We start from the raw sequence: 20,857 nt of genomic DNA on the forward strand, positions 1-20,857 counted from the left end.
TACTTTATAGATATAATTCCCAAGCCAGCAACCAAATTCACATTAAGGCAGCGAAAATTCCGAAATTTGGTGAATCTATAACAAACTTTCTGGATCGAGACCTAGCGCATTCAACCTTTCAATTAACATTTTCACTTTTTGTTCTGCTTCCACACGTCGCTGTTCTTCAAAAGCTGCGCGTTCTTCCGCTTCTCTAATGCGTTCTTCTGGTGTGAGCAATTTTTGCCCTTCCTCGTCATACCAGTAAAGCCATTCCCGGACTATACCTTGATAAATTCCCCGTTCTCGCCCAATTCCTAAACCAATTTCTGGTAGCCAAACGGGATTTCCTGACATTAAGATATATTCCCCATCAACTAGGTGATACACCTCCAAAGGTGTCTTTTTCCGGCGAAGGGGACTATACACAACATAGTACAAAATTCCTAATTCTTTGGCATAGAGTTCTTTCTTGCTGCTATGTTCTTCCCGATATATTTGAGAAACAACTTCTAGTGCTAAAATTGGCAGCTTTTTTTCTTCCCATAGCACATAACTTAGGCGTAAGTCCTCATCAATTACACGTTTAACTCCTAAGCTGAGAAACCCATCAGGGACAATGGCTGGTTTGTCTGGGTGATAATAAATACCCATATCAACACCAAAAAACCAATCCCAACGATCGCACCAAACTAAAGCCAGTGTCGTTTTCAGTAAGCCGGGAATTAAATTTTGGACTTCATTATCCACAGGGGTATCATTTGAGTCGGGTAGCTCTTCGGAAGATGGCAAACAATGTAGCGGATTGTAGTTTAACATGAGCGGTTTTGCCAAATCTGATTCTAGATAGATTGTACGTAATCTATTGATGTGCGATCGCAGCGACAGAATAAAGAACCATTTTTAGCGATGCCGAATAGCCTGTCGTAGCCATAGCTTCTCTTTATTTTCAGTATTGAAAAGCAATTGCAAGTGTAATTTTCTAATTAGGTAATTTTTCGGTACTGACTATGAGAGTGTCTAACCCACAATAGCAAAAAAGGGTGGAATATTGTTCAACTAGAACATTCCAGAAGTCGCAGAGTATTCAATTTCATGGTGAATTTGGTAGCTGGGCTGATTAGCTATACCTACCAAGAGAAAAAAGCTTTTCTCAACCTTGACTCCGAAAATATGGCGTAGCTGGAACTTAGCTGATTTTTAGCCCGATTTTTTTCTGAATCGTACTTAAGTATCAGATATGTCACCACAGAGCCATTCACGAATTTTAATCAAACACTTTTTAGCCGTTTTTTTACCATTATCGGCCTTCCTTGGAAGTGTTGTAGGGACTATTTATTACCAACAGGTACAGACTGAGAAAATTGTATTAAAAACTAATGAACTTGACAAGGTAGATTTACAAACAAAAGTAATTAGTGGAGACTTTCACTCCGTTGTTTCAGATTTGATTGTCATTTCTAAACAAAACGAGCTACAGAGAATTTTAGAAGGAGTAGATGCAGATAAACAGGCACTATCCAGAGAATTCTTATCATTTTCTCAATATAAAAAACTTTACGACCAAATTCGCTTTTTGGATCAATCAGGTAAAGAAGTTGTCAGAGTCAACTTCAAACAAGGTGAACCAGAGATTGTCCCCGAAGAAAAACTGCAAGTGCAAGCCAAGCGCTACTGGTTTAATGACACTTTGCGGCTGAAGCAAGGAGAAGTGTTTGTCTCTCCCCTTGACCTCAACATTGAACGAGGTGAGGTTGAACAACCCTTGAAGCCAATGATCCGCTTTGGCACACCCGTTTTTGATCGTCGTGGACAGAAACGAGGCATTGTAGTGTTAAATTATTTCGGTGCTAAACTGCTGGATAATTTTAATCAAGCTTTCGCTAACGTACCTAGTCAGGGAATGCTGCTGAATGCTGATGGTTATTGGTTAAAAGGGGCTAAATCTGAGGACGAATGGGGATTTATGTTTCCCGATCGCAAAAACCATACTTTTGGCAAAACTTTTCCTCAAGCATGGCAGCAAATTTCTCAAAAAGAATCGGGACAATTCCAAACTGCTGAGGGAATGTTCACTTTTACTACAGTTTATCCACTTCTTGAAGGACAAAAATCTAGTACAGGAGCAGGACAGGCTTTTGCACCAAGCCAAAATCAAATTGATACGAAATCCTATTATTGGAAGATTGTCTCATGGGTATCACCAGAGATGTTGATGGCCAAATCAAACCGATTTTTGAGCCAATTACTACTTCTATATGCTGGGTTAGTAGGACTCATTGGCATTGGTTCTTGGCTACTAGCAAAAGCTCGTGTCAATCGTCAGATGGGTCAGCTAGAGTTAAAGCAGTCTGAAGACCAGTTACGAAAGCTAGTTAAACGGGAAAAAATTCTTAAAACTCGTTTATCTAGTCAGATTCGCAACTCGTTGGATCTAAATACGATTTTGAGTACAGTAGTAGTTGAAGTTCGGGAACTGCTACAGATTGATCGATGCCAGTTTTTTTGGTGTCATCAAGAAGATGAATCTACTAGTTTTGAACTCAGTCAACAAGCTTGCGCTCCCGACTTGCTAGAACCTTTAGGCTGTTCTCCTATCCAAAATGTGGAAGCACTAAGTGAGGCTATTCTGCAAGGAAATTTGCTTTGCTTTGATGACATTGCAACAGATCCCTGGCTTGATTTCAAAAATCGGAATTTACTGGTGACATTGGGCTTTAAGTCTCTACTAATAGTTTCGGTTCAAACTCAGTCGGGTCGCTTGGGTGTGATTGTCTGCGAACATAGTAGGGCGCTGCGTTCTTGGAGTGATGAAGAGGTGGAACTGATTCGAGGCGTAGCTGACCAGTTAGCGATCGCCATTGACCAGGCGCAATTGTATAATCAAAGCCGCGCTGCGACTGCTGCTGCAACTACTCAAGCAGAACAACTCAACCAAGTACTGCACAATCTCAAACAGACCCAAGCTCAACTAATTCAAACTGAAAAAATGTCGAGTTTAGGTCAATTAGTGGCTGGGGTAGCTCACGAAATCAATAACCCAGTTAACTTTATCTACGGTAATCTGACCCATGTAAATGAATATACGCTGGGCTTATTGGAACTGGTAGAACTTTATCAAAAGTCCAATGCTAATCCAACACATGAAGTACAAGCTTATATAGAAGCGATCGATCTTGACTTTATGGCTGAGGATCTACCTAAAATCCTAAGTTCAATGAAAATGGGAGCTAACCGCATTCGTGAAATAGTTCTATCCTTGCGGAATTTTTCTCGACTTGACGAAGCGGATATGAAGCCTGTCAACATTCACGAAGGTATTGATAGCACACTACTGATTTTACAAAATCGCCTCAAACAAACGTCTGTAAATACCGGAATTGAGATAATAAAAGAATATGGTGATATCCCTTTAGTAGATTGCTATGCTGGACAACTCAATCAGGTATTTATGAATCTCATCAGTAATGCCATTGATGCCCTAGATAGTTATAACAGTCAGCGAACTCTTGAAGACATAGAAGCTAACCCCAGCCAAATTGTAATTCGTACTCAGTTACGCAACCCAGATCGCATAACTATACAAATTGCAGATAATGGTGCTGGCATAAACCCAGCAGTTAAGCAACGATTATTTGACCCTTTCTTTACCACAAAACCCGCAGGTAAAGGCACAGGATTAGGATTGGCAATTAGCGCTCAGATTGTCGCAGAAAAACACAATGGAGCTATCTGGTGTATTTCAGAACCAGGACAGGGAGCAGAATTTTGGGTTGAGATTCCGATTTCTCAAAGTAGTACACTAGCTAATACAAGTACTGCTACTCTATCTAAAATTTGATGCCACTCTGGGCAAATAACATGACTAATGTTAACGACCGTGCTGATTTTGATAGCCCTTGGAAAGAAATCATAGAAGCTTATTTTCCCCAAGCAATTACAGTTACAATTATCCCAATACTCGCTTAAACTTTGAGTTTGGCAGTATTAAACTTTTGGATTATGAAAATCGCTTCCAGGAGTTAGAAAATAGCGTGCCCCATAAAAAGTTACGAATAAGTAACAAAAAGGGCAAGTATAAAACCTGCCCTTAAAGCAATCAATATTAAAACTAAACTAGCGATCGCTACTTAATTACCAATTTGGGGCGCACTCAAAGAAACTTTTAGGGTTTCGTCTTTTTGCTGTGCTAATGTCGGTACGGAATCACGCAATCTTGCTGTCAATTGTACAGTTGTCGCGTCATACATCTGAGTCAGCAATTTTGGATAGAAACCAATACCAATAATTGGAATTAACAAACAGGCAATGATAAAGACTTCACGGGGTTCGGCATCTATCAAAGCTTGGTGAGAAACTAATTCCTTGTTCTCTTCTCCATAGAAAATTTCTCGCAACATCGACAACAGATAAATCGGAGTTAAAATCACTCCAACTGCCATCAAGAACACTACAATGACTTTGAAGGTAGAGCTATAAGCATCGCTAGTAGCAAAGCCTACAAACACCATCAATTCTGCTACGAAACCGCTCATCCCTGGCAATGCCAAAGAAGCCATCGAACAGGTGGTGAACATAGCGAAAATTTTCGGCATTCTCTTCGCAACACCGCCCATTTCATCCAACATCAGGGTGTGGGTGCGATCGTAAGTTGCGCCAACCAGGAAGAACAAACTCGCCCCAATTAACCCGTGGGAAACCATTTGTAACACCGCCCCACTCAATCCTAAATCAGTGAAGGAGGCGATACCAATCATCACAAAGCCCATGTGAGAAATTGAAGAGTAGGCAATTTTTCGCTTTAGGTTGCGCTGGGCAAAGGATGTCAAGGCAGCGTAGATGATATTAACTACCCCTAAAACCACTAACACTGGTGCAAAATAAGCGTGGGCATCGGGGAGCATTTGGGCATTCATCCGAATTAAGGCGTAACCGCCCATTTTCAAGAGAATACCTGCTAATAACATGTGTACAGGTGCTGTCGCTTCACCGTGGGCATCAGGTAGCCAGGTGTGCAAAGGAATAATCGGCAACTTGACGGCGTAGGCAATTAGGAAGCCAGCATAGAGAGCTAGTTGGAAATTCAGGGCGAAATCTTTTAAGGCGATCGCTCTCATGTCGAACGTCACCGTATCGCCGTAAAATCCCATTGTCAGGGCAGACAGCAAAATAAATAGCGAACCGCCAGCAGTGTATAAAATGAATTTGGTCGCTGCATATTGCCGCCTTTTACCTCCCCAAATCGACAGCAGGAAGTATATCGGTACTAGTTCCAGTTCCCACACCAGGAAAAATAACAGCATATCCTGGACGGCGAACACGGCAATCTGACCGCCATACATCGCCAAAATCAAGAAGTAAAATAGCTTGGGCTTGAAGGTGACAGGCCAAGCTGCTAAAATCGCCAGCGTGGTAATGAATCCAGTCAAAATAATTAGGGGCATGGATAAGCCATCTGCCCCTACTGACCAATTCAAACCGATTTGTGGTACCCAGGGGTAACTTTCCACCAACTGCAAATCTGGATTGGAGAAATCATACCCAGTATAAAAAGCATAAACAATTAGTGCAAAATCTATCAGCCCCACGATAAGGGAGTACCAGCGCACTGTTTTGCCTTCTTTATCAGGAATGACGGGAAGAAGTAGCGACGCGGCTATCGGAAACAGAATAATCGTCGTCAGCCACGGAAAATTAGCTATATTCATCACAATTCGTCTGCTATCAAAATCATGTTTGGCAAAAAGTCACTAGTTATTAAGTAACAGCTTTTTAGGGATTTCGTCTTCCTCGTTAGGTTGATTTAATTAAATTGGCAATCCCTCGTTTCTTCTGTTGGGAGTCTCTTTTGACCTTTGGGCGTGCGGAATGTAGGTTGTGATACTCCCGGTCAGGTCAACAATTTACCCTAAAAAAGTTGGTAAACTAGAATTTTAGCGGTGCGATGTCTACGACAAGCCGCTCCATGTCTACGCGTAGCCTACCGCATCTCTAAAAATACAAGATGCTGTTTAGTGTTGATTCGGTACAAAAAAGCATCACAGGAGAAATAACACTATGATAATCGCACAAATTGAAAGTCAGATTCGTTATGTCACCAACGTAAATGGAGAAACAACTGATGTACTCGTCCCTGTAGAACTTTGGCAACAGCTTATAAGTTCCATAAATTCTGATAACGTCAGTGGTTTAGCTTGGATTGATGAACAAGAGCCAAAAGCACAAATATTAGCCGATTTGCAAGAGTCCGTGCGACAAGCAGCACTAGGACAAACCTTTCCAGTTTCAGAGCTTTGGGACTACAGTAAGCGATTTGATTGAGTTTTTTTTAGTAAAATAGACAGGGAAAGTTGATAAGGGAAATTCGATTATGTCATCTCCAGCGATCGCTACTGTAGTTAAGATGATGGAATCTTTATCTGAAGATGTACAAGAAAGAGTTGTGGAACATCTTCTAGAGTACCTGGAAGATTTGCAAGATGAATTGAAATGGAATAAATCATTTAAGAAAACTCAACAACAACTGATTGCATCTGCCCAATCTGCTAAAAGAGAGATTGCAGAAGGACTTGCAAAACCTATGAACTATGAAAATTTGTGAAGTCTGCAACTCTTCCTTCTTTTTGGGATAAATATCAGTCTCTTGAAATGCAAGTTAGACAGAGTGCGAAAAAAGCTTATCAGTTATGGAGAGAAAATTCTTTTCATCCGTCTTTGCATTTCAAATGTATAAATAACGAGGAGAATATTTGGTCTGTCAGAATAACTCGCAATTATCGAGCAATTGGGGTTTTGGAGGGTGATACAGTTACATGGTTCTGGATAGGTAGCCATGACGATTATGAAAGCTTTTTTTCATAACACGATCGCTATTTTATTTACCAATTATAATAAAATTCCATAATCTGAATAACCCATCGCTAAAGCAGAAACACAAATAAGAACACTAAACTGCATATCTAATAATCTCCAATTCTGCTCCATTATTAACAGCTAACTCTGCTTTTTATAAAACTTTTACAGTTTGTCAATGAATCTTTAGCTCTTCTTCGATACTTTCAGATATCATGGATTTTGAGTGAGCTTAAGCAATTGCTATGACGAAGAAGTGGATTCTGTATAGTAAAGAAGATAGGCAAGTTAAATGGCCTACTTGCATTAATAAGTTGTCGCCTGTTAAAAATAAACATCCACTAGAGGGAGAATCGCTCGCCGAACTAAGAGAGGCACACAGCTGGACAGATAGATTCGATGAAATGCTCTTTTCAATTCGGTCAGTTTCAATTCTAGGAAAATGTAGTACGGCAAAATACTTAGAATGTCCAAACATACCCGATCATCATAGAGAAAATGCTAAAGATTCTACTAGGCTTTATAGAGAGCATCCATCAAAGTATTTCGATAATATTGGACAGTATTACTGGGTAGATTTTGATATTATTACTTCAGATAAATCGACAATGAAATTACGAATGGTTGTCAATGAAGGTGAGGCTGATTGTAATGATGGTCAGTGGGGAGAAGTTTGGCAGCGCAATACGGGAAAGCCTGTTGCACAGATATTGAGTACTGGTGACATGGAAACGACAGTGCAAACCAGTTCAAGCGAATTGGGAAAGCTTGTGAGTTTTATAATCGAAATCGTAGTGTTTTACTCTTGGCGTTGATATCTATATAATCAAAGTCTCCGGTCTAACATAACCTCTGAGACAGACGAGAAAATCATTTGCCTATTCGCTACCTTTTTCTGAACTAGGAGGTTTTTGAGTAATCTAGGAGACTGTATATTAAATTACTAAACTATCAGCCAAAAAAAAAGGAGTCTAAATTAGACTCTTAAAACTCTTAAAAAACTTAGGGGTGGACGATCGCCCACCCCAATGAAAATCAGGTAACACCAAAGACAATCACTAAACCCAAAACCGCCCCAAACACAATCAAGGCATAGAATTGAGCGCGACCGTTTTCTAGGTACTTCAGACCTTCACCGCTAACAAGAGTAAAAAAGCCTGTGAGGTTAACAGCACCATCTACAACGCGGAAGTCAACTTCCATAACTTGTCTAGCTACGCGACGCAAGCCGAGGACAAAAACCCGATGGTAAATGTCATCAAAGTACCACTTGTTGAGCGATAACTCGTAAAGTGGTTGGATTTTAGCAGCGATCGCAGCCGGGTCAATTTTACGGCGCAAATACATCAGCGAAGCCAGGGTAATCGCAATCAAAGAAATTCCGACTGAGGCACCCGCCATGATGTAGAATTCCGTCGGATTAAACTCGGAAGCCTTTTCTATAACTTCGGAGAGAGTTTCACTAGGAGGAAAGATAAACTCTTCAAAATAATTGGCGTAGGGAGTTCCCACCAAACCAATCAAAATCGAAGGCACAGCCAACAGTGCCAACGGCAGCGTCATCGTCCACGGCGATTCGTGGGGGGAGTCGCTGTGATGCCCGTGGGAGTCATGGGAGTCATGATGCTGACTAGTTGCTGCCAATTCTCCTTTCTTCATCGCCCCAGGCCCAAAATTCGGGACTGGTTCTTCTGACTCTAATTCCAGGACAATTGTCGCCGCAGCTTTCTTGAGTTTTTCCTTGATTTTCTCGTCAGTACCCCGGAATTTGCCTTCAAATGTCATGAAATACATTCTAAACATATAGAAAGCTGTAATCCCGGCAGTTAGCCAGCCAATCATCCAAAGAAATGGGTTAGCCTCAAAAGCCTTCCCTAGAATTTCATCTTTTGACCAGAAACCAGCAAAAGGCGGAATACCAGAAATTGCCAAGCAACCAATCAAAAAGGTAATTGAGGTGACGGGCATATATTTTCGCAGTCCACCCATCAGCCGCATATCTTGCGCTAAGGCCGGGTCGTGACCGACGACACCTTCCATACCGTGAATTACAGAACCTGAACCCAAGAACAGCATCGCCTTGAAATAGGCGTGGGTCATCAGGTGGAATAGTCCAGCACTGTAGGAACCTATTCCCATTGCCATCACCATATAACCAAGTTGGGAAATGGTGGAGTAAGCCAAGCCTTTTTTGATGTCGTTTTGGGTAATGGCAATGGTTGCCCCCAAAAACGCCGTAAACGCCCCAGTAAAGGCAATGACATTCATTGCGGCTGGAACGTCTTCAAATACTGGGTACATCCGGGCAATCAGGAAAACACCAGCCGCCACCATTGTTGCCGCGTGAATCAAGGCAGAAATGGGGGTGGGGCCTTCCATCGCATCTGGTAGCCAGACATGGAGGGGAAATTGGGCTGATTTTGCAACTGGGCCTAAGAAAACTAAAATCGCCAACAGGACAGCGAGAAAATTGCTGATAGAACCTGATTGCACGAGCTGAGCGAGGCGATCGCCCATGATATTAAAATCAAAGCTTCCTGTTGCCCAGAACAACCCCAAAATGCCGAGTAACAAACCAAAGTCGCCGACGCGGTTGGTAACAAACGCTTTTTGAGCGGCATCGGCTGCTGACTTGCGATCGTACCAAAAGCCGACCAGCAAGTAGGAACACATCCCCACAAGTTCCCAGAATATATAAATCTGTACTAGGTTGGGGCTGACCACCAGACCTAACATTGAGGAGCCAAACAAACTGAGATAGGCGTAAAACCTCACGTAGCCGGGATCGTGAGCCATATAGCCATCGGTGTAAACCATGACTAAACAGGCTACCGTTGTTACAATCACCAGCATTAGGGCTGTCAGGTGGTCAATAGTGTAGCCCATGCTCAGGTGAAAATTACCTGCTGCCGCCCACTCAAAGGTGCGGAGATAGGGCGGGTGTCCTTGAATTTGACTCCATAACAAGGCAAACGACAGCCCCATAGCTGCTGCCATCATGAAGATAATCACCACAGCGTTAAGCTGCCGTAGGCGGTTTGTCACCTGATTCAACGAGATTAACCCTAGACCGACCAGCATTGCCCCAAAAAGAGGGAACACCGGAATCAGCCAGGCATACTGATAGATTACTTCCATCACTGACGCCTACTTTTAGAATTCTTGATTTAGCGTGTCGAAACTGTTAATAATTGTGACACACACCCTTTAGGATAAAATAACCCACCCAAGACTGATTGGGTGGGGTGTTAAGCATGGTTTTAGATTTGGTCATTAGTCATTAGTCATTAGTCATTGGTCATTAGTCATTTGTCCAATGCCCCATGCCCCATGCCCCATGCCCTATTCCCAATATTCATCAAGCTGATCGACACTCTAAGTCCACTGTTTTTGGACTCTTGTAGATTTTCGCGTAATTGCTGTAGCTGGCTTTAATGTCTTCTAAAGCTAGACGTAAATCTTCTCTGCCGCGAAAGCCTTCTAAGCGATGGCGAACAGTGCCATTTTGAATCAGTAGTAAAGTTGGCAGTGACTTTAGCCTATAAGTAGTAGACAATTTAAAATTTTGATCGGCGTTAACCCCAACTAATTTAATTTCGTCCCCACATTGGGCTTGAAATTGCAACAACAGTGGGTGGATAATCCGACACAAGCCACACCAAGGTGCTTCAAAGTTAACTAAAACAGGAATAGGTGATTCTAAAACTTCTTGAGTAAATGTCCGTTCACTAACCGACAACACCATGACGCCTCTTGGATTATAAGGTTTTTATATCAAACTACCTATCAGTACTGAAGTGAAGGATTGGTAAGTCAGTAACTGCCGATAGATACTTTCAGGAACCAAATCTCAGGACACAGAATAATTGGGCAAAAATTCAGCATGTTAATGTGTCTCTGACGTAAAAAGCCACTGCGACTCTCACTGTGGCTTTTTCGGATGTTAGACTCCTGATTGCTTTGTCCGCCTGGGATTTGACTGAATCTGCTACTGACTCCCAAGGAAAGACAACGGGTCTTCAACTACCAATATAAAATCTTAAGCCGACTAAACGCACCCCCACTGATAGATGTTTGAATTTATCCTACATTGATTCGGAGCAATTGATAAGCGGAAATTCCAATCTATTTGGGATTTTCTGCTGACATTGGGGATCGCTTAAATCTCCCATTTTATTCTACCAGTTGCTTCCATCAACAGAGGGTGCGACCACCAAAGCAAAGCGATAAAAATGGCAACTCCCAAATAGGAAGGGCGGAGAAATTCCTGCCATAAGATAGATTGACGGCCGTCAATAATTGCTTTAAAGGGAATAATTGAAGTCCGTTGTTTGGCAATTTCAAAGGCTTCCCCATAGCGATCGCTTAGACGGCGATCCCCATGCCAAACCCCAAACAAGTGATGCAACACTAATCCAATGGAAGTCACAAGGGTAAAGGTAGTACCTAGCCAGAGAGTATGGGCAACACACCAGATTATTTGTCCCACCATCTGGGGATGACGGGTAATTCGAATAATTCCTGTTTCGTAGAGATGAACTTGGGGCTTTTGAATGGCAGCAATTTCTAGTAGATTGAAGGTAGCAGGATATAAAAACAAAAACGAGATTGCTGACAGCAGCCAAACAAATTCTCGTACTCCTGGCACTCCTTGTACCTGCCAAAGTTGCAAACCATCATAGCGGTGCCCAAAAAAGTAAATAATTAATATCACAGCCAACGGTAGGCTGACTAATGCAAAGAAAATGCGATAAAGCCTTGGGCCAATATATTTTTCTGCCCAAGGACGCAAAGCAGCGCCTCCACTGTGAGCGATCGCAAAAACTATTTGTAACCCCAGTATGACAAAATGACTGGGTGTCAACCAAGAAATCAGCAGCATATAAACGGGTGAAGTAATTTAAAGAAAATTGAATTCAGTACAACCAATACCACAAAGTATTCCAAAGGAGACTTTAGTCAAGATGTTGTGCTACTGTCCTTTTCGAGTCAAGTCTTCAAGTTTAATATGCAACAAATCAGACGCGGCTGATTGCTGCCAAAGTTTATTTGTTGTGTGCATCCGCTCCTTTCAATGTTTGTGGGTTGAGCCTTATGTCTGACCTTCCTTTCACTTTAGATCAGTTACGGATTTTAAAAGCGATCGCACAAGAAGGAAGCTTCAAGCGTGCCGCCGATAGTCTTTATGTCTCCCAGCCTGCCGTCAGCTTACAAGTCCAAAATCTTGAACGGCAGCTAGATGTCCCTTTATTCGACCGTGGAGGACGACGTGCCCAATTAACTGAAGCAGGACATCTACTCCTAAATTACGGTGAAAAAATCCTCAGTCTGTGTCAAGAAACCTGCCGCGCCATTGAGGATTTACAAAATCTCCAAGGCGGTACGTTAATTGTCGGTGCTTCTCAAACCACCGGCACTTATCTTTTGCCTAGAATGATCGGAATGTTCCGACAAAAATATCCAGATGTGGCAGTGCAATTACACGTCCACTCTACCCGGCGGACTGCTTGGAGTGTCGCTAACGGACAAGTTGATCTGGCAATAATCGGCGGTGAAATTCCTGGTGAACTGTCAGAATCTTTGGAAGTTCTTTCTTACGCAGAAGATGAACTAGCGTTGATTTTACCTGTCTTTCACCCCTTTGCCAAACTTGAAACAATCCAAAAAGAAGACCTATATAAATTACAATTCATTGCCCTAGATTCCCAATCGACCATCCGCAAAGTCATCGATCAAGTGCTAGGACGTTGTGAAATTGATACCAGACGTTTTAAGGTTGAAATGGAACTAAATTCCATTGAAGCAATTAAGAATGCTGTGCAATCTGGTTTAGGGGCTGCTTTTGTTTCAACAAGTGCGATCGCTAAAGAGTTACAAATGGGTGTTCTGCACCGTACCCCTATTGAAGGGGTAGTCGTCAAACGGACGCTATGGTTGATTTTTAATCCCAATCGCTATAGATCCAAGGCCGCAGAAGCCTTTAGTCAAGAAATTTTGCCCCAGTTTGCTAACCCTGGATGGAGTCAAGATGTGTTAAAATTTACACAAAAAAACATCGTGGTAACTACATTGGATATAGCAATACCCGCCTCCTCTGGCGAAGACTAAAATCTGGTAACACAATTTTGGATTTTAAATTTAAGATTTTGGATTGACCCCATAGGAAAAGTGGAGCTTGAGATCATGAAATTATTTGATTCATCTCCACGAATTAATTCAAGGGTATAAAGCCAACATTTTAGATTTTGGATGGGAAATTTTTCCTTAACTCCAAAATCTAAAATCTAAAATCTAAAATTAGTTAAGGTTATTAGTCCTTTGTTTTTTGTAAATGACCAATGACTAATGACTAATCACGAAAATGGAAGTTTACTGTACTCGTCCACGTTGTCCACGCCCACAAAACTATTTTGCTGATTTAGATGATATTACAACCCTGAAAACAACGCAGCAAAAATACTGTACTACGTGTGGTATGCCACTGCTGTTAGATGGTCGATATGTACCCACGAAGTTGCTGGGAAGGGGTGGATTTGGAGCAGCATTTTTGGCACGCGATCGCCGCATCCCAGGAATGCGTCAATGCGTGGTTAAGCAGTTTCAACCAGTGGGTAATTTAACCTCAACTCAACTGCAACAAGCACAGATAATGTTTGAGAGAGAGGCAGACGTTCTAGCACAACTTGGTAACGATCACGAACAAATTCCTGACCTGTTTGCCTTCTTCCCAGTGATAGTTAATAGTTCGCAATCAGGACAGGAAGACCAATTTTTTTACTTAGCACAAGAATATATTGATGGGCAAAATTTAGAAGAAGAATTAGTTCAACAGGGTAAATTTTCTGAACACCAAGTCTTAGAGGTGCTGCAAGAAATCCTGAAGGTGCTAAAGTTTGTCCATGATCGAGGCATTATCCACAGAGATATTAAACCTTCTAACATCATGCGCCGTCGTGATGGGAAACTTTTCCTCTTAGATTTTGGCGCAGTTAAGCAAGTAACAAATGTTGCACTAGGAGCTGCTTCTTCCACAGGAATTTATTCTATGGGATTTGCACCACCTGAACAGATGGCTGGGGGGCAAGTATTCCCATGTACAGACTTATACGCTTTAGCTGTAACTATTATTACCTTATTAACAAATCAAGAAGCAATTCAACTATTTGATGCCTATAGCAACCAGTGGAAATGGCGGGAGCAAGTAAATGTCAATCCTCGCCTTGCTGACATTTTAGATAAGATGCTGTTACCTGCTGCTAATCAGCGCTTTCAATCGGCGCAGGAAGTTCTAAATACACTTTACTCACAGCCTCTAGCCGCTACACAGCTTAATTCGCCTTCTGTAACACTTCCACCACAATCACCTAAAAGTTTTAATCCCGTCGTCTCCCAGCCTTCACCAACTCAACCAGCGTTTTCTACAGTGGAATTGTTGGGTGGAGCGGCATTTAGTGGATTTGAGGGGGCATTGATAGCGATCGCCCTCTTCAGTCTAGTACAATCACCAATAGTTACTTTAAGCGTTGTATGTGTAATTTTGGGAATACTGGTATTTGCCCAAACCAGACGCTGGATTGAAAAGTTCGATTTATTAATTATTCCGACAATTACTTTTGCGATTATTTTTTTTATTCCCTTTTTACAAGGGGGTCTTGGCATTCAGGCAGTGGTCATTTTATCAGTTGCAGCAGCATTGGTAGCCATTTCACTTACAGCCATATTTCGGCTTATTTATAAATTATTATCTCTCATCCTTTAAAAAGCTTTTGGTGCTAATAGTCACATAATGTCTCAGAAAAACGAAACACTTCCTGGGGGAATTTACTATGCTTCTGCCCCAGAGGTTGTACCTCAGTGTATTATTAAATCCATACCACTGGGACGCACAAGCAGTCAATTAGTGCCTCCTTACCAACAACCGTTTGTACCTCCATCTCAATGTCCCAGTAAACGTAATCAATTGAATAGTCAGGCATTTCGTAGTGGAGATTATGCAATTACCCGCAATTTATTTGTAATTATTAAACAGAATGGTCAAGCAGATCAGCAAGCTGGCGAAGCTTATGCAAATTGGCTGCTGACACCTCAGAGTCAAGGCCTGATCGAAAAGGCTGGATTTGTCAGAATTAAATGATCAAATGAGTTAGATTTAGCCAAATAATAAACATTTTTATTTTATTAAAATTTGTTCATGTCACAAAAGAATGAAACCGCAGTTTTAGCTTTGGCTCTGTTGCTGACAGTTGGAATAGTTGGCGGAGGTGTGTGGTGGTTTACTAATGGCTCTGGAGTCAAAATAAGTAATACCATCATTCCAGGTTCAGAAGCAGGCAAAAATCCATCCCTAAAAGATCGGATTAGTTTTGGGGACAAAACTTTGACTCCAGGTGCGGTTTCTGCTGCAAAAAAAGAAGGAGTCCAGGCGATCGCTGCTAAAAGTTATGATAAAGCGATCGCTAATTTCACAGATTCCCTAAAACTCAACCGTAACGATCCAGAAGCACTGATCTTTCTTAATAACGCCCGCATTGGCTCTTCCAAGAGTTACACCATTGTGGCTTCCGTAGCAATAGGCACTGACCCCAATGCGTCTTTAGAAATTTTACGTGGCATCGCTCAAGCCCAAAATGAAATTAATACCTCTGGGGGAGCTAAAGGAGTACTGTTGAGGGTAGGTATAGCTAACGACGACGACAATCCAGAAATAGCAAAGCAAATCGCTTCTAGCCTAGTCAGCAATTCAGAAGTATTAGGTGTAGTTGGGCCCATCACTAGCGATTCTACTTTAGCCGCAGGTACTATTTATACTTCTGGACAACTTGTAGCTATTTCCCCTACCAGTACATCTGTCAAAATTTCTAACTTTAGCCGCTACGTTTTTCGCACGGTTCCCAGTGATTTTATGGCTGCGAGAAGTTTAGCCAACTATATGGTGAGAACTTTGCAGAAAAAAAATGCAGTGGTTTTCTTTAATTCACAAAGCAACTATAGCCAGTCCTTAAAGTCTGAATTTGTTTCATCTGTTTCTTTAGAAGGTGGACAGATATCCAGCGAATTTGACTTATCCAAGGCAGATTTTAGTGCAGCTAAAAGTATAGAAGAAGCAACTAAACAAGGTGCAGAAGTGTTGATGTTAGCTGCTAATACAGCAACTCTCGATAAAGCGCTGCAAGTAATTCATATTAATCAGAAACGGTTAACTCTGCTGGCAGGAGATGATGTTTATACCGCCAAAACTTTAGAGATTGGTAGAGAACAAGCTGTGGGGATGGTAGTGGCGGTTCCCTGGCATATTGACGGCGATCCTAAATCAGATTTCCCCCAGAAATCTCGGCAGCTATGGGGTGGTGATGTGAGTTGGCGAAGCGCTCTCAGCTATGATGCTACAGTGGCTTTGATTACGGCATTAAAACGCAATCCCACACGTTCTGGAGTCCAACAAGCACTCTTTTCCTCTGACTTCTCTGCCACCGGCGCTTCTGGTACAATTCGGTTTTTAGCATCAGGCGATCGCAATGCGCCAGTCCAACTTGTAAAAATCGTTCCTGGTTCTCGCTCTCGCACTGGTTATGACTTTGAACCAGTGCGTTAATCAGCAATAAAAAATTAAAAATTAACCAATAGTTAACCTAAAAAAGCTCTCAAGATGAGAAATTGAGCTTTATAGGGAAAAATATTAACGCCAACTAACAATTTATGCCTTATAGAAAAGTAACAAATAATTCAAAGGAAATTTACTATATCTAAAACCGTAAGTAATTCAGAAGTTAGGATTTGTCATAATTCACTAACAAAACACCCGTCCTGCCAATACAATCGCAAGTAGCAAGCACCTATTAAGTTAAGCACTTATATTGAATGGACGTGTGGGTAATTTACTATGTCTCAAAAAAATGAAACAACTATTCTTGTTTTATCCATCCTAATCACAGCCGGGTTAATAGCTGGCGGTTTTTGGTGGTTTACTAGAAAGTCTAGTGTCAATCTAAATACAATTAATTCTGGTAGCACCAAAACGCCCCAAACTGGCTCAGAACAACCTAGTGGCAATACTTTCACTTCAGTAAAGGATGTTCCTACAGGATTATTTAATTACGGAGGCAGTACATCTTGGGCACCGATTCGCTTGGTAGTTGATTCACCAATTCAAGCGGCGCGACCAGAGTTTCGGCTGCGTTATGTAGAACCCAGTAATGCATCTCCTGGTACTGGTACTGGCATCCAGTCACTGATAGACGGTCAACTAGCCTTTGCCCAGTCTTCCCGACCAGTTCTCGATCAGGAATTAAGCCGCGCCCAGCAGCGTGGATTCAGTTTGAAACAAATTCCTGTAGCTATTGATGGTTTAGCAGTCGCAGTTAACCCCAACCTCAAAATCCCAGGACTGACTGTAGACCAATTAAAGTCAATTTACACAGGCAAAATCAATAATTGGAGCCAGGTGGGTGGCCCCAATATCCCGATTAAGCCCTATTCTCGCCGCATTGCTGATGGCGGTACTGTAGAACTTTTTGTCCAAGACATCTTGGGTGGTCAAGCTTTTAGCCCCAATGTGGAATTTGTCTCCACAACCACCCAAGCCTTGCAAAAATTGGCTGGTAGTTCTGGTGGTATCTACTACGCTTCTGCCCCAGAGGTGATTCCTCAATGTTCAATCAAACCCTTACCGTTGGGGCGAACACAAGGGCAATATATCGCTCCTTACCAAGAAACATTTGTCCTCCCGTCTGAATGTCCTGGTAAACGGAACAAATTGAATATTGAGGCTTTCCAATCAGGAAAATACCCGATTACCCGCAATCTGTTTGTGGTGGTCAAACAGAATGGTCAGACTGAGCAGCAAGCAGGTGTCGCTTACGCCAACTTACTGCTGACTGAGCAGGGACAGGAATTGATTACCCAAGCTGGATTTGTCAAAATTCGCTGACACCTGGGATTACACTCAGGCAGAGTGGCGGAAATCGCCGCTCTGAACTCTGCTTTAACCAGCTCTATTAATCGATTCTGCTGGCAAACAAATTAAATTATCCCCTTGGGTGAGGATTAAGCCGCGTTGACGCAGCTTACCCATCAAGCGGGTGACGGTGACACGGGTCGAACCAATCGCGCTACCAATTTGGGCATGGGTGAGGGGGAAAGGCAGACAATAGCCGCGAATCACATCAGGATCGGTGTCGCTCATTGCTGGCTCTCCATATTCCTCAATTAACAATGTGAGAAATCCTAAGAGTCGATCAATTGTACGGCGTTGTCCCAAGGCACTCAGCCACAGCAGCTTACGCTGGTGCTGATACCTAAAGGCATCCATAACTTCACGACGGAAGTGAGGCCAGTTGTCTAGATCATGCCAGTACATCCACAGCACCGCAGTTTGGTCAACATGGGCGTAAGCCTGGAGTGTAAATGGTGACTGAGCAACAATTTCAAATGGCTGTCCCGCTCCCACAAAACCCAAGAACGCTTCTTCTGGGGTTCTGTTGATTCGTCGAGACGTTAGCTGACTAGCTGTTGCACTAACTTGGGCAGTGCCTACCATGCGGATCGCACCCCTTTGCACCAAATATAGCAATCCAGGCCGGGCTGGAATGCGCTCATCTTTGCTAAAGGTACGGCATCGATAGTGTTCTTGAGCCCAGTCAAGAATTCGTTGCCAAGTTAAAAAAGGCCGTGATGCCTCAGAAAAGGAGGATGGAGATTGCATAGGTAACAAAGAGCGTTCGGCTGAAGACAAAGACGTGATCAAAAGGTGCAAGGAGTGTCTTTGTGTTGACGAGGCAGGCTTAACGCCTAACAGCGTCAGCCAATCCAAAGAATAGAAAGAAAATTACTCTCTACTCTTTTGTTATACTTCCTACTGTACAATGATGGTAGTAAAGTTTACTTACTATTCATCGATTATTCATCAAATTTTATCCTCTTCTCATTTTTCTTCATCTAAATTCAATTTATACCGCAAGATAGATGACAGAAAAGTAACAAATATATCTTACATGGCTGTTTAAATAATATTACGTGCATTATAAATTACCAGTTAGCAAATATAAGTCAATCAAGCAGTTATTGTACAGTTATTTAAGAAAATCACTAAGCATTGATACTTATAACCCAGAGAATGGATGCATAAAAGATAAAAAAATTCCTCTACATAAAGATAGAGATGAAAATAGAGTTTTATATACCTCAAATGTGTCTCTGCAACTGTCAAAATCTCAGAATCGAAAAGCTATGGAGCTTGCTAGTGCGATCGCATCTGATTTATCAAGGACTTGTGGTGGCGTTTTTCGCATCCAAATTGTTCCTCCTGGCTGGATACATTTTGAATTGACTCACTCGACCTTAGCGACTTGGTTACAAAGTCTCGTAGTTGGGAGTTTGGGGGAAGAGGGGGAGCAGGGAGCAGGGGGAGGCAAGGTGAATAACCAATGCCCAATCCCCAATGCCCAATCCCCAATCCCCAATTCACTATTTGCTATTCAGCACGCCCATGCACGTTGCTGTTCGCTGGTATTTCTGGCTCACCGAGAGGGATTGATTAAACTTAAACAACCTGTTACAAATACTAGTCAAGGTTTTTGGGATGTTATTTCTCCTAACCCTCTACCTTGGCTCAACTGTAATGAAACATTACGACTAAATCATCCAGCTGAGCGTCGTTTAATTGCCGAGTTAATACAAGTAGTAGACAACATAGAGTCCCCTGATATTAACGGTTCTGTGAAATGGGAAAAATTAGCGCTGAATTTGAGTCAAGCTTTTGAACACTTCTGGTCTAATTGCCGGATTTGGGGTGAGGTGAAAGTTACATTACCAGAGTTAGCACAAGCCAGACTTGGATTACTTATGGCTACTCAGTCAGTATTAAGATACGTACTAGAGGAAAACTTGGGTGTTTTTGCGCCCTTGGAGTTATAAATCGGTAATGTCGCTTAGGCACAAATAAAAACTTTTATAATAGCTATTGACTCAATGCATCACCTCGGCTACATTAGCAGGTGTGTGAGGAGCGAACCAGCTAGGGCACCGAGACGAAACACGGCCAGTCGTCGGTGTCCTTTCTGATTTATAGGGTTTAGGCTTGAAAAAGTGTCCTCATTACAGCAAGAACTTTTCAATTGCTACTGCTGCTCCGTCTTCCTCTACACTAGGAGCTACCCACTGCGCGATCGCTTGGACTCCTTCGGGTGCGTTGCCCATAGCTACACCAAGTCCAACAGACTCTAGCATTTCTACATCATTGAAGTTATCACCAATCGCCATAACGTTGGCTATCTCTAATCCCAGTAATTCTTCGGCTAGGTAACGCACAGCACTTCCCTTATTCACAGAGGCGTTAGTTGCTTCAAAAAAGCTAGCAACAGATGTTGTGAGATAAAGTTCAGCAGGTGTATATTGGCGGCGCAAATTCCCCAATAACTGATCGATTAAATCTATGTCATCAGACAAAGCGAGAATTTTTGTCGGTTCATTTGTTAAAGTTTGGCGCAAATCACCAACCGGAATCGGAGTAATACCAGAACGTTCTGCATAAATTTGGGTTTCTCTGGTTATTTCACGGACGTATAGCTGATCGTTGATGTAAAAGTGGACAGATAGGAGCGATCGCAACTCAGGCTGTTCAAAATAGTCGAGTAGTTGATGAGCCATTTCCCTGGAAACAGGCCAATGGCGATGAATTTTTTGAGTAATTGGATCTTGAATCCAGGCTCCTTGATAGGCCATTAATGGTAATGTAGAGCCGATTTCTTGGTGAAAACGCAAGGCTGAACGGTACATCCTACCTGTAGCGATCGCCACTGGAATTCCTCGTGCTTGCGCTGCAACAATAGCTTGCTTTACACCTGCGCTGATGGTGTTAGAGTGTCCTGCGATCGTGCCGTCTATATCCAAAACTAGTAGTTTAATGTCTTTTGCAGCAGCCTGATAATCGGTGGATGCCAAATGGGTGGCAGATGCTTTCTGCATAATTTCCTAGATTTTAAGTTCCAGTAAGAGGTTAACAGGCTCTAGCGACCAGTGGGCAGTAATA

General features: G+C 42.3%; 17 protein-coding genes and 1 pseudogene. 11 read left to right on the forward strand and 7 right to left on the reverse strand.

Going from position 1 to position 20,857, the window contains the following annotated elements; all coding sequences use genetic code 11:
* Positions 1-75: 75 nt before the first annotated feature.
* Positions 76-798, reverse strand: a complete 723-nt coding sequence (locus G1O98_RS04425; RefSeq protein ID WP_163927466.1) for a Uma2 family endonuclease — start codon at positions 796-798, stop codon at positions 76-78.
* A 421-nt stretch (positions 799-1,219) separates the two neighbouring features.
* Here G1O98_RS04425 and G1O98_RS04430 point away from each other — a divergent pair, with 421 nt between their 5' ends.
* The gene (locus G1O98_RS04430; RefSeq protein ID WP_163927467.1) at positions 1,220-3,820 is read left to right on the forward strand and encodes an ATP-binding protein; all 2,601 of its coding nucleotides are present in this window, start codon (positions 1,220-1,222) and stop codon (positions 3,818-3,820) included.
* A 289-nt stretch (positions 3,821-4,109) separates the two neighbouring features.
* On the opposite strand, the gene G1O98_RS04435 is transcribed toward G1O98_RS04430, so the two are convergent.
* Positions 4,110-5,687, reverse strand: coding sequence for an NAD(P)H-quinone oxidoreductase subunit 4 (locus G1O98_RS04435; RefSeq protein ID WP_163927468.1), 1,578 nt, complete (start codon positions 5,685-5,687; stop codon positions 4,110-4,112).
* A 349-nt stretch (positions 5,688-6,036) separates the two neighbouring features.
* Between G1O98_RS04435 and G1O98_RS04440 the strand changes: the two genes are divergently transcribed.
* The 4 genes from G1O98_RS04440 to G1O98_RS04455 all read left to right on the forward strand — a co-directional run bounded on the left by G1O98_RS04440 (position 6,037) and on the right by G1O98_RS04455 (position 7,646).
* Positions 6,037-6,300, forward strand: a complete 264-nt coding sequence (locus G1O98_RS04440; protein WP_163927469.1) for a hypothetical protein — start codon at positions 6,037-6,039, stop codon at positions 6,298-6,300.
* Positions 6,301-6,349: 49 nt separating this feature from the next.
* On the forward strand, positions 6,350-6,580 hold the full coding sequence (locus tag G1O98_RS04445) for a hypothetical protein (RefSeq protein ID WP_163927470.1): 231 nt from the start codon (positions 6,350-6,352) through the stop codon (positions 6,578-6,580).
* Positions 6,577-6,840, forward strand: coding sequence for a hypothetical protein (locus tag G1O98_RS39710; RefSeq protein WP_163927471.1), 264 nt, complete (start codon positions 6,577-6,579; stop codon positions 6,838-6,840). The genes G1O98_RS04445 and G1O98_RS39710 overlap by 4 nt, the downstream gene beginning before the upstream one ends.
* A gap of 236 nt (positions 6,841-7,076) precedes the next feature.
* The gene (locus G1O98_RS04455) at positions 7,077-7,646 is read left to right on the forward strand and encodes a hypothetical protein (RefSeq protein ID WP_163927472.1); all 570 of its coding nucleotides are present in this window, start codon (positions 7,077-7,079) and stop codon (positions 7,644-7,646) included.
* A gap of 220 nt (positions 7,647-7,866) precedes the next feature.
* On the opposite strand, the gene G1O98_RS04460 is transcribed toward G1O98_RS04455, so the two are convergent.
* From G1O98_RS04460 to G1O98_RS04470, 3 genes are all read right to left on the reverse strand, one after another.
* The gene (locus tag G1O98_RS04460; protein WP_163927473.1) at positions 7,867-9,969 is read right to left on the reverse strand and encodes an NAD(P)H-quinone oxidoreductase subunit 5; all 2,103 of its coding nucleotides are present in this window, start codon (positions 9,967-9,969) and stop codon (positions 7,867-7,869) included.
* A 220-nt stretch (positions 9,970-10,189) separates the two neighbouring features.
* Positions 10,190-10,576 (reverse strand): thioredoxin domain-containing protein, encoded by a 387-nt coding sequence (locus tag G1O98_RS04465; protein ID WP_163927474.1) that lies wholly within the window; start codon positions 10,574-10,576, stop codon positions 10,190-10,192.
* 414 nt (positions 10,577-10,990) lie between these two features.
* Positions 10,991-11,713: an NnrU family protein gene (locus G1O98_RS04470; protein ID WP_175586533.1), complete on the reverse strand. Its 723-nt coding sequence runs from the start codon at positions 11,711-11,713 to the stop codon at positions 10,991-10,993.
* A gap of 212 nt (positions 11,714-11,925) precedes the next feature.
* On the opposite strand from G1O98_RS04470, the gene G1O98_RS04475 reads away from it, so the two are divergent.
* The 5 genes and pseudogenes from G1O98_RS04475 (at position 11,926) to G1O98_RS04495 (ending at position 17,758) form a co-directional block, all read left to right on the forward strand.
* On the forward strand, positions 11,926-12,939 hold the full coding sequence (locus G1O98_RS04475; protein WP_114084359.1) for a LysR family transcriptional regulator: 1,014 nt from the start codon (positions 11,926-11,928) through the stop codon (positions 12,937-12,939).
* A gap of 253 nt (positions 12,940-13,192) precedes the next feature.
* Positions 13,193-14,590: a serine/threonine-protein kinase gene (locus G1O98_RS04480; RefSeq protein WP_163927475.1), complete on the forward strand. Its 1,398-nt coding sequence runs from the start codon at positions 13,193-13,195 to the stop codon at positions 14,588-14,590.
* 51 nt (positions 14,591-14,641) lie between these two features.
* A pseudogene (locus G1O98_RS04485) lies at positions 14,642-14,965 on the forward strand (phosphate ABC transporter substrate-binding protein); the annotation flags it as partial.
* A 57-nt stretch (positions 14,966-15,022) separates the two neighbouring features.
* Positions 15,023-16,423, forward strand: a complete 1,401-nt coding sequence (locus tag G1O98_RS04490; protein ID WP_163927476.1) for an ABC transporter substrate-binding protein — start codon at positions 15,023-15,025, stop codon at positions 16,421-16,423.
* A 288-nt stretch (positions 16,424-16,711) separates the two neighbouring features.
* Positions 16,712-17,758 carry a PstS family phosphate ABC transporter substrate-binding protein gene (locus tag G1O98_RS04495; protein WP_163927477.1) on the forward strand — a complete coding sequence of 349 codons (1,047 nt, stop codon included), beginning with the start codon at positions 16,712-16,714 and terminating at the stop codon, positions 17,756-17,758.
* A 54-nt stretch (positions 17,759-17,812) separates the two neighbouring features.
* Here G1O98_RS04495 and G1O98_RS04500 read toward each other — a convergent pair whose 3' ends face one another.
* Positions 17,813-18,532, reverse strand: coding sequence for a Crp/Fnr family transcriptional regulator (locus tag G1O98_RS04500; protein ID WP_012412419.1), 720 nt, complete (start codon positions 18,530-18,532; stop codon positions 17,813-17,815).
* 311 nt (positions 18,533-18,843) lie between these two features.
* On the opposite strand from G1O98_RS04500, the gene G1O98_RS04505 reads away from it, so the two are divergent.
* Complete coding sequence (locus tag G1O98_RS04505) at positions 18,844-19,743, forward strand: DALR anticodon-binding domain-containing protein (RefSeq protein ID WP_163927478.1); 900 nt, start codon at positions 18,844-18,846, stop codon at positions 19,741-19,743.
* Between the two features lie 180 nt (positions 19,744-19,923).
* Here G1O98_RS04505 and G1O98_RS04510 read toward each other — a convergent pair whose 3' ends face one another.
* Positions 19,924-20,793, reverse strand: a complete 870-nt coding sequence (locus G1O98_RS04510; RefSeq protein ID WP_163927479.1) for a Cof-type HAD-IIB family hydrolase — start codon at positions 20,791-20,793, stop codon at positions 19,924-19,926.
* Positions 20,794-20,857 lie beyond the last annotated feature (64 nt).

It is taken from the genome of Nostoc sp. UIC 10630 (genome assembly GCF_010747425.1).
Taxonomy (GTDB): domain Bacteria; phylum Cyanobacteriota; class Cyanobacteriia; order Cyanobacteriales; family Nostocaceae; genus Nostoc.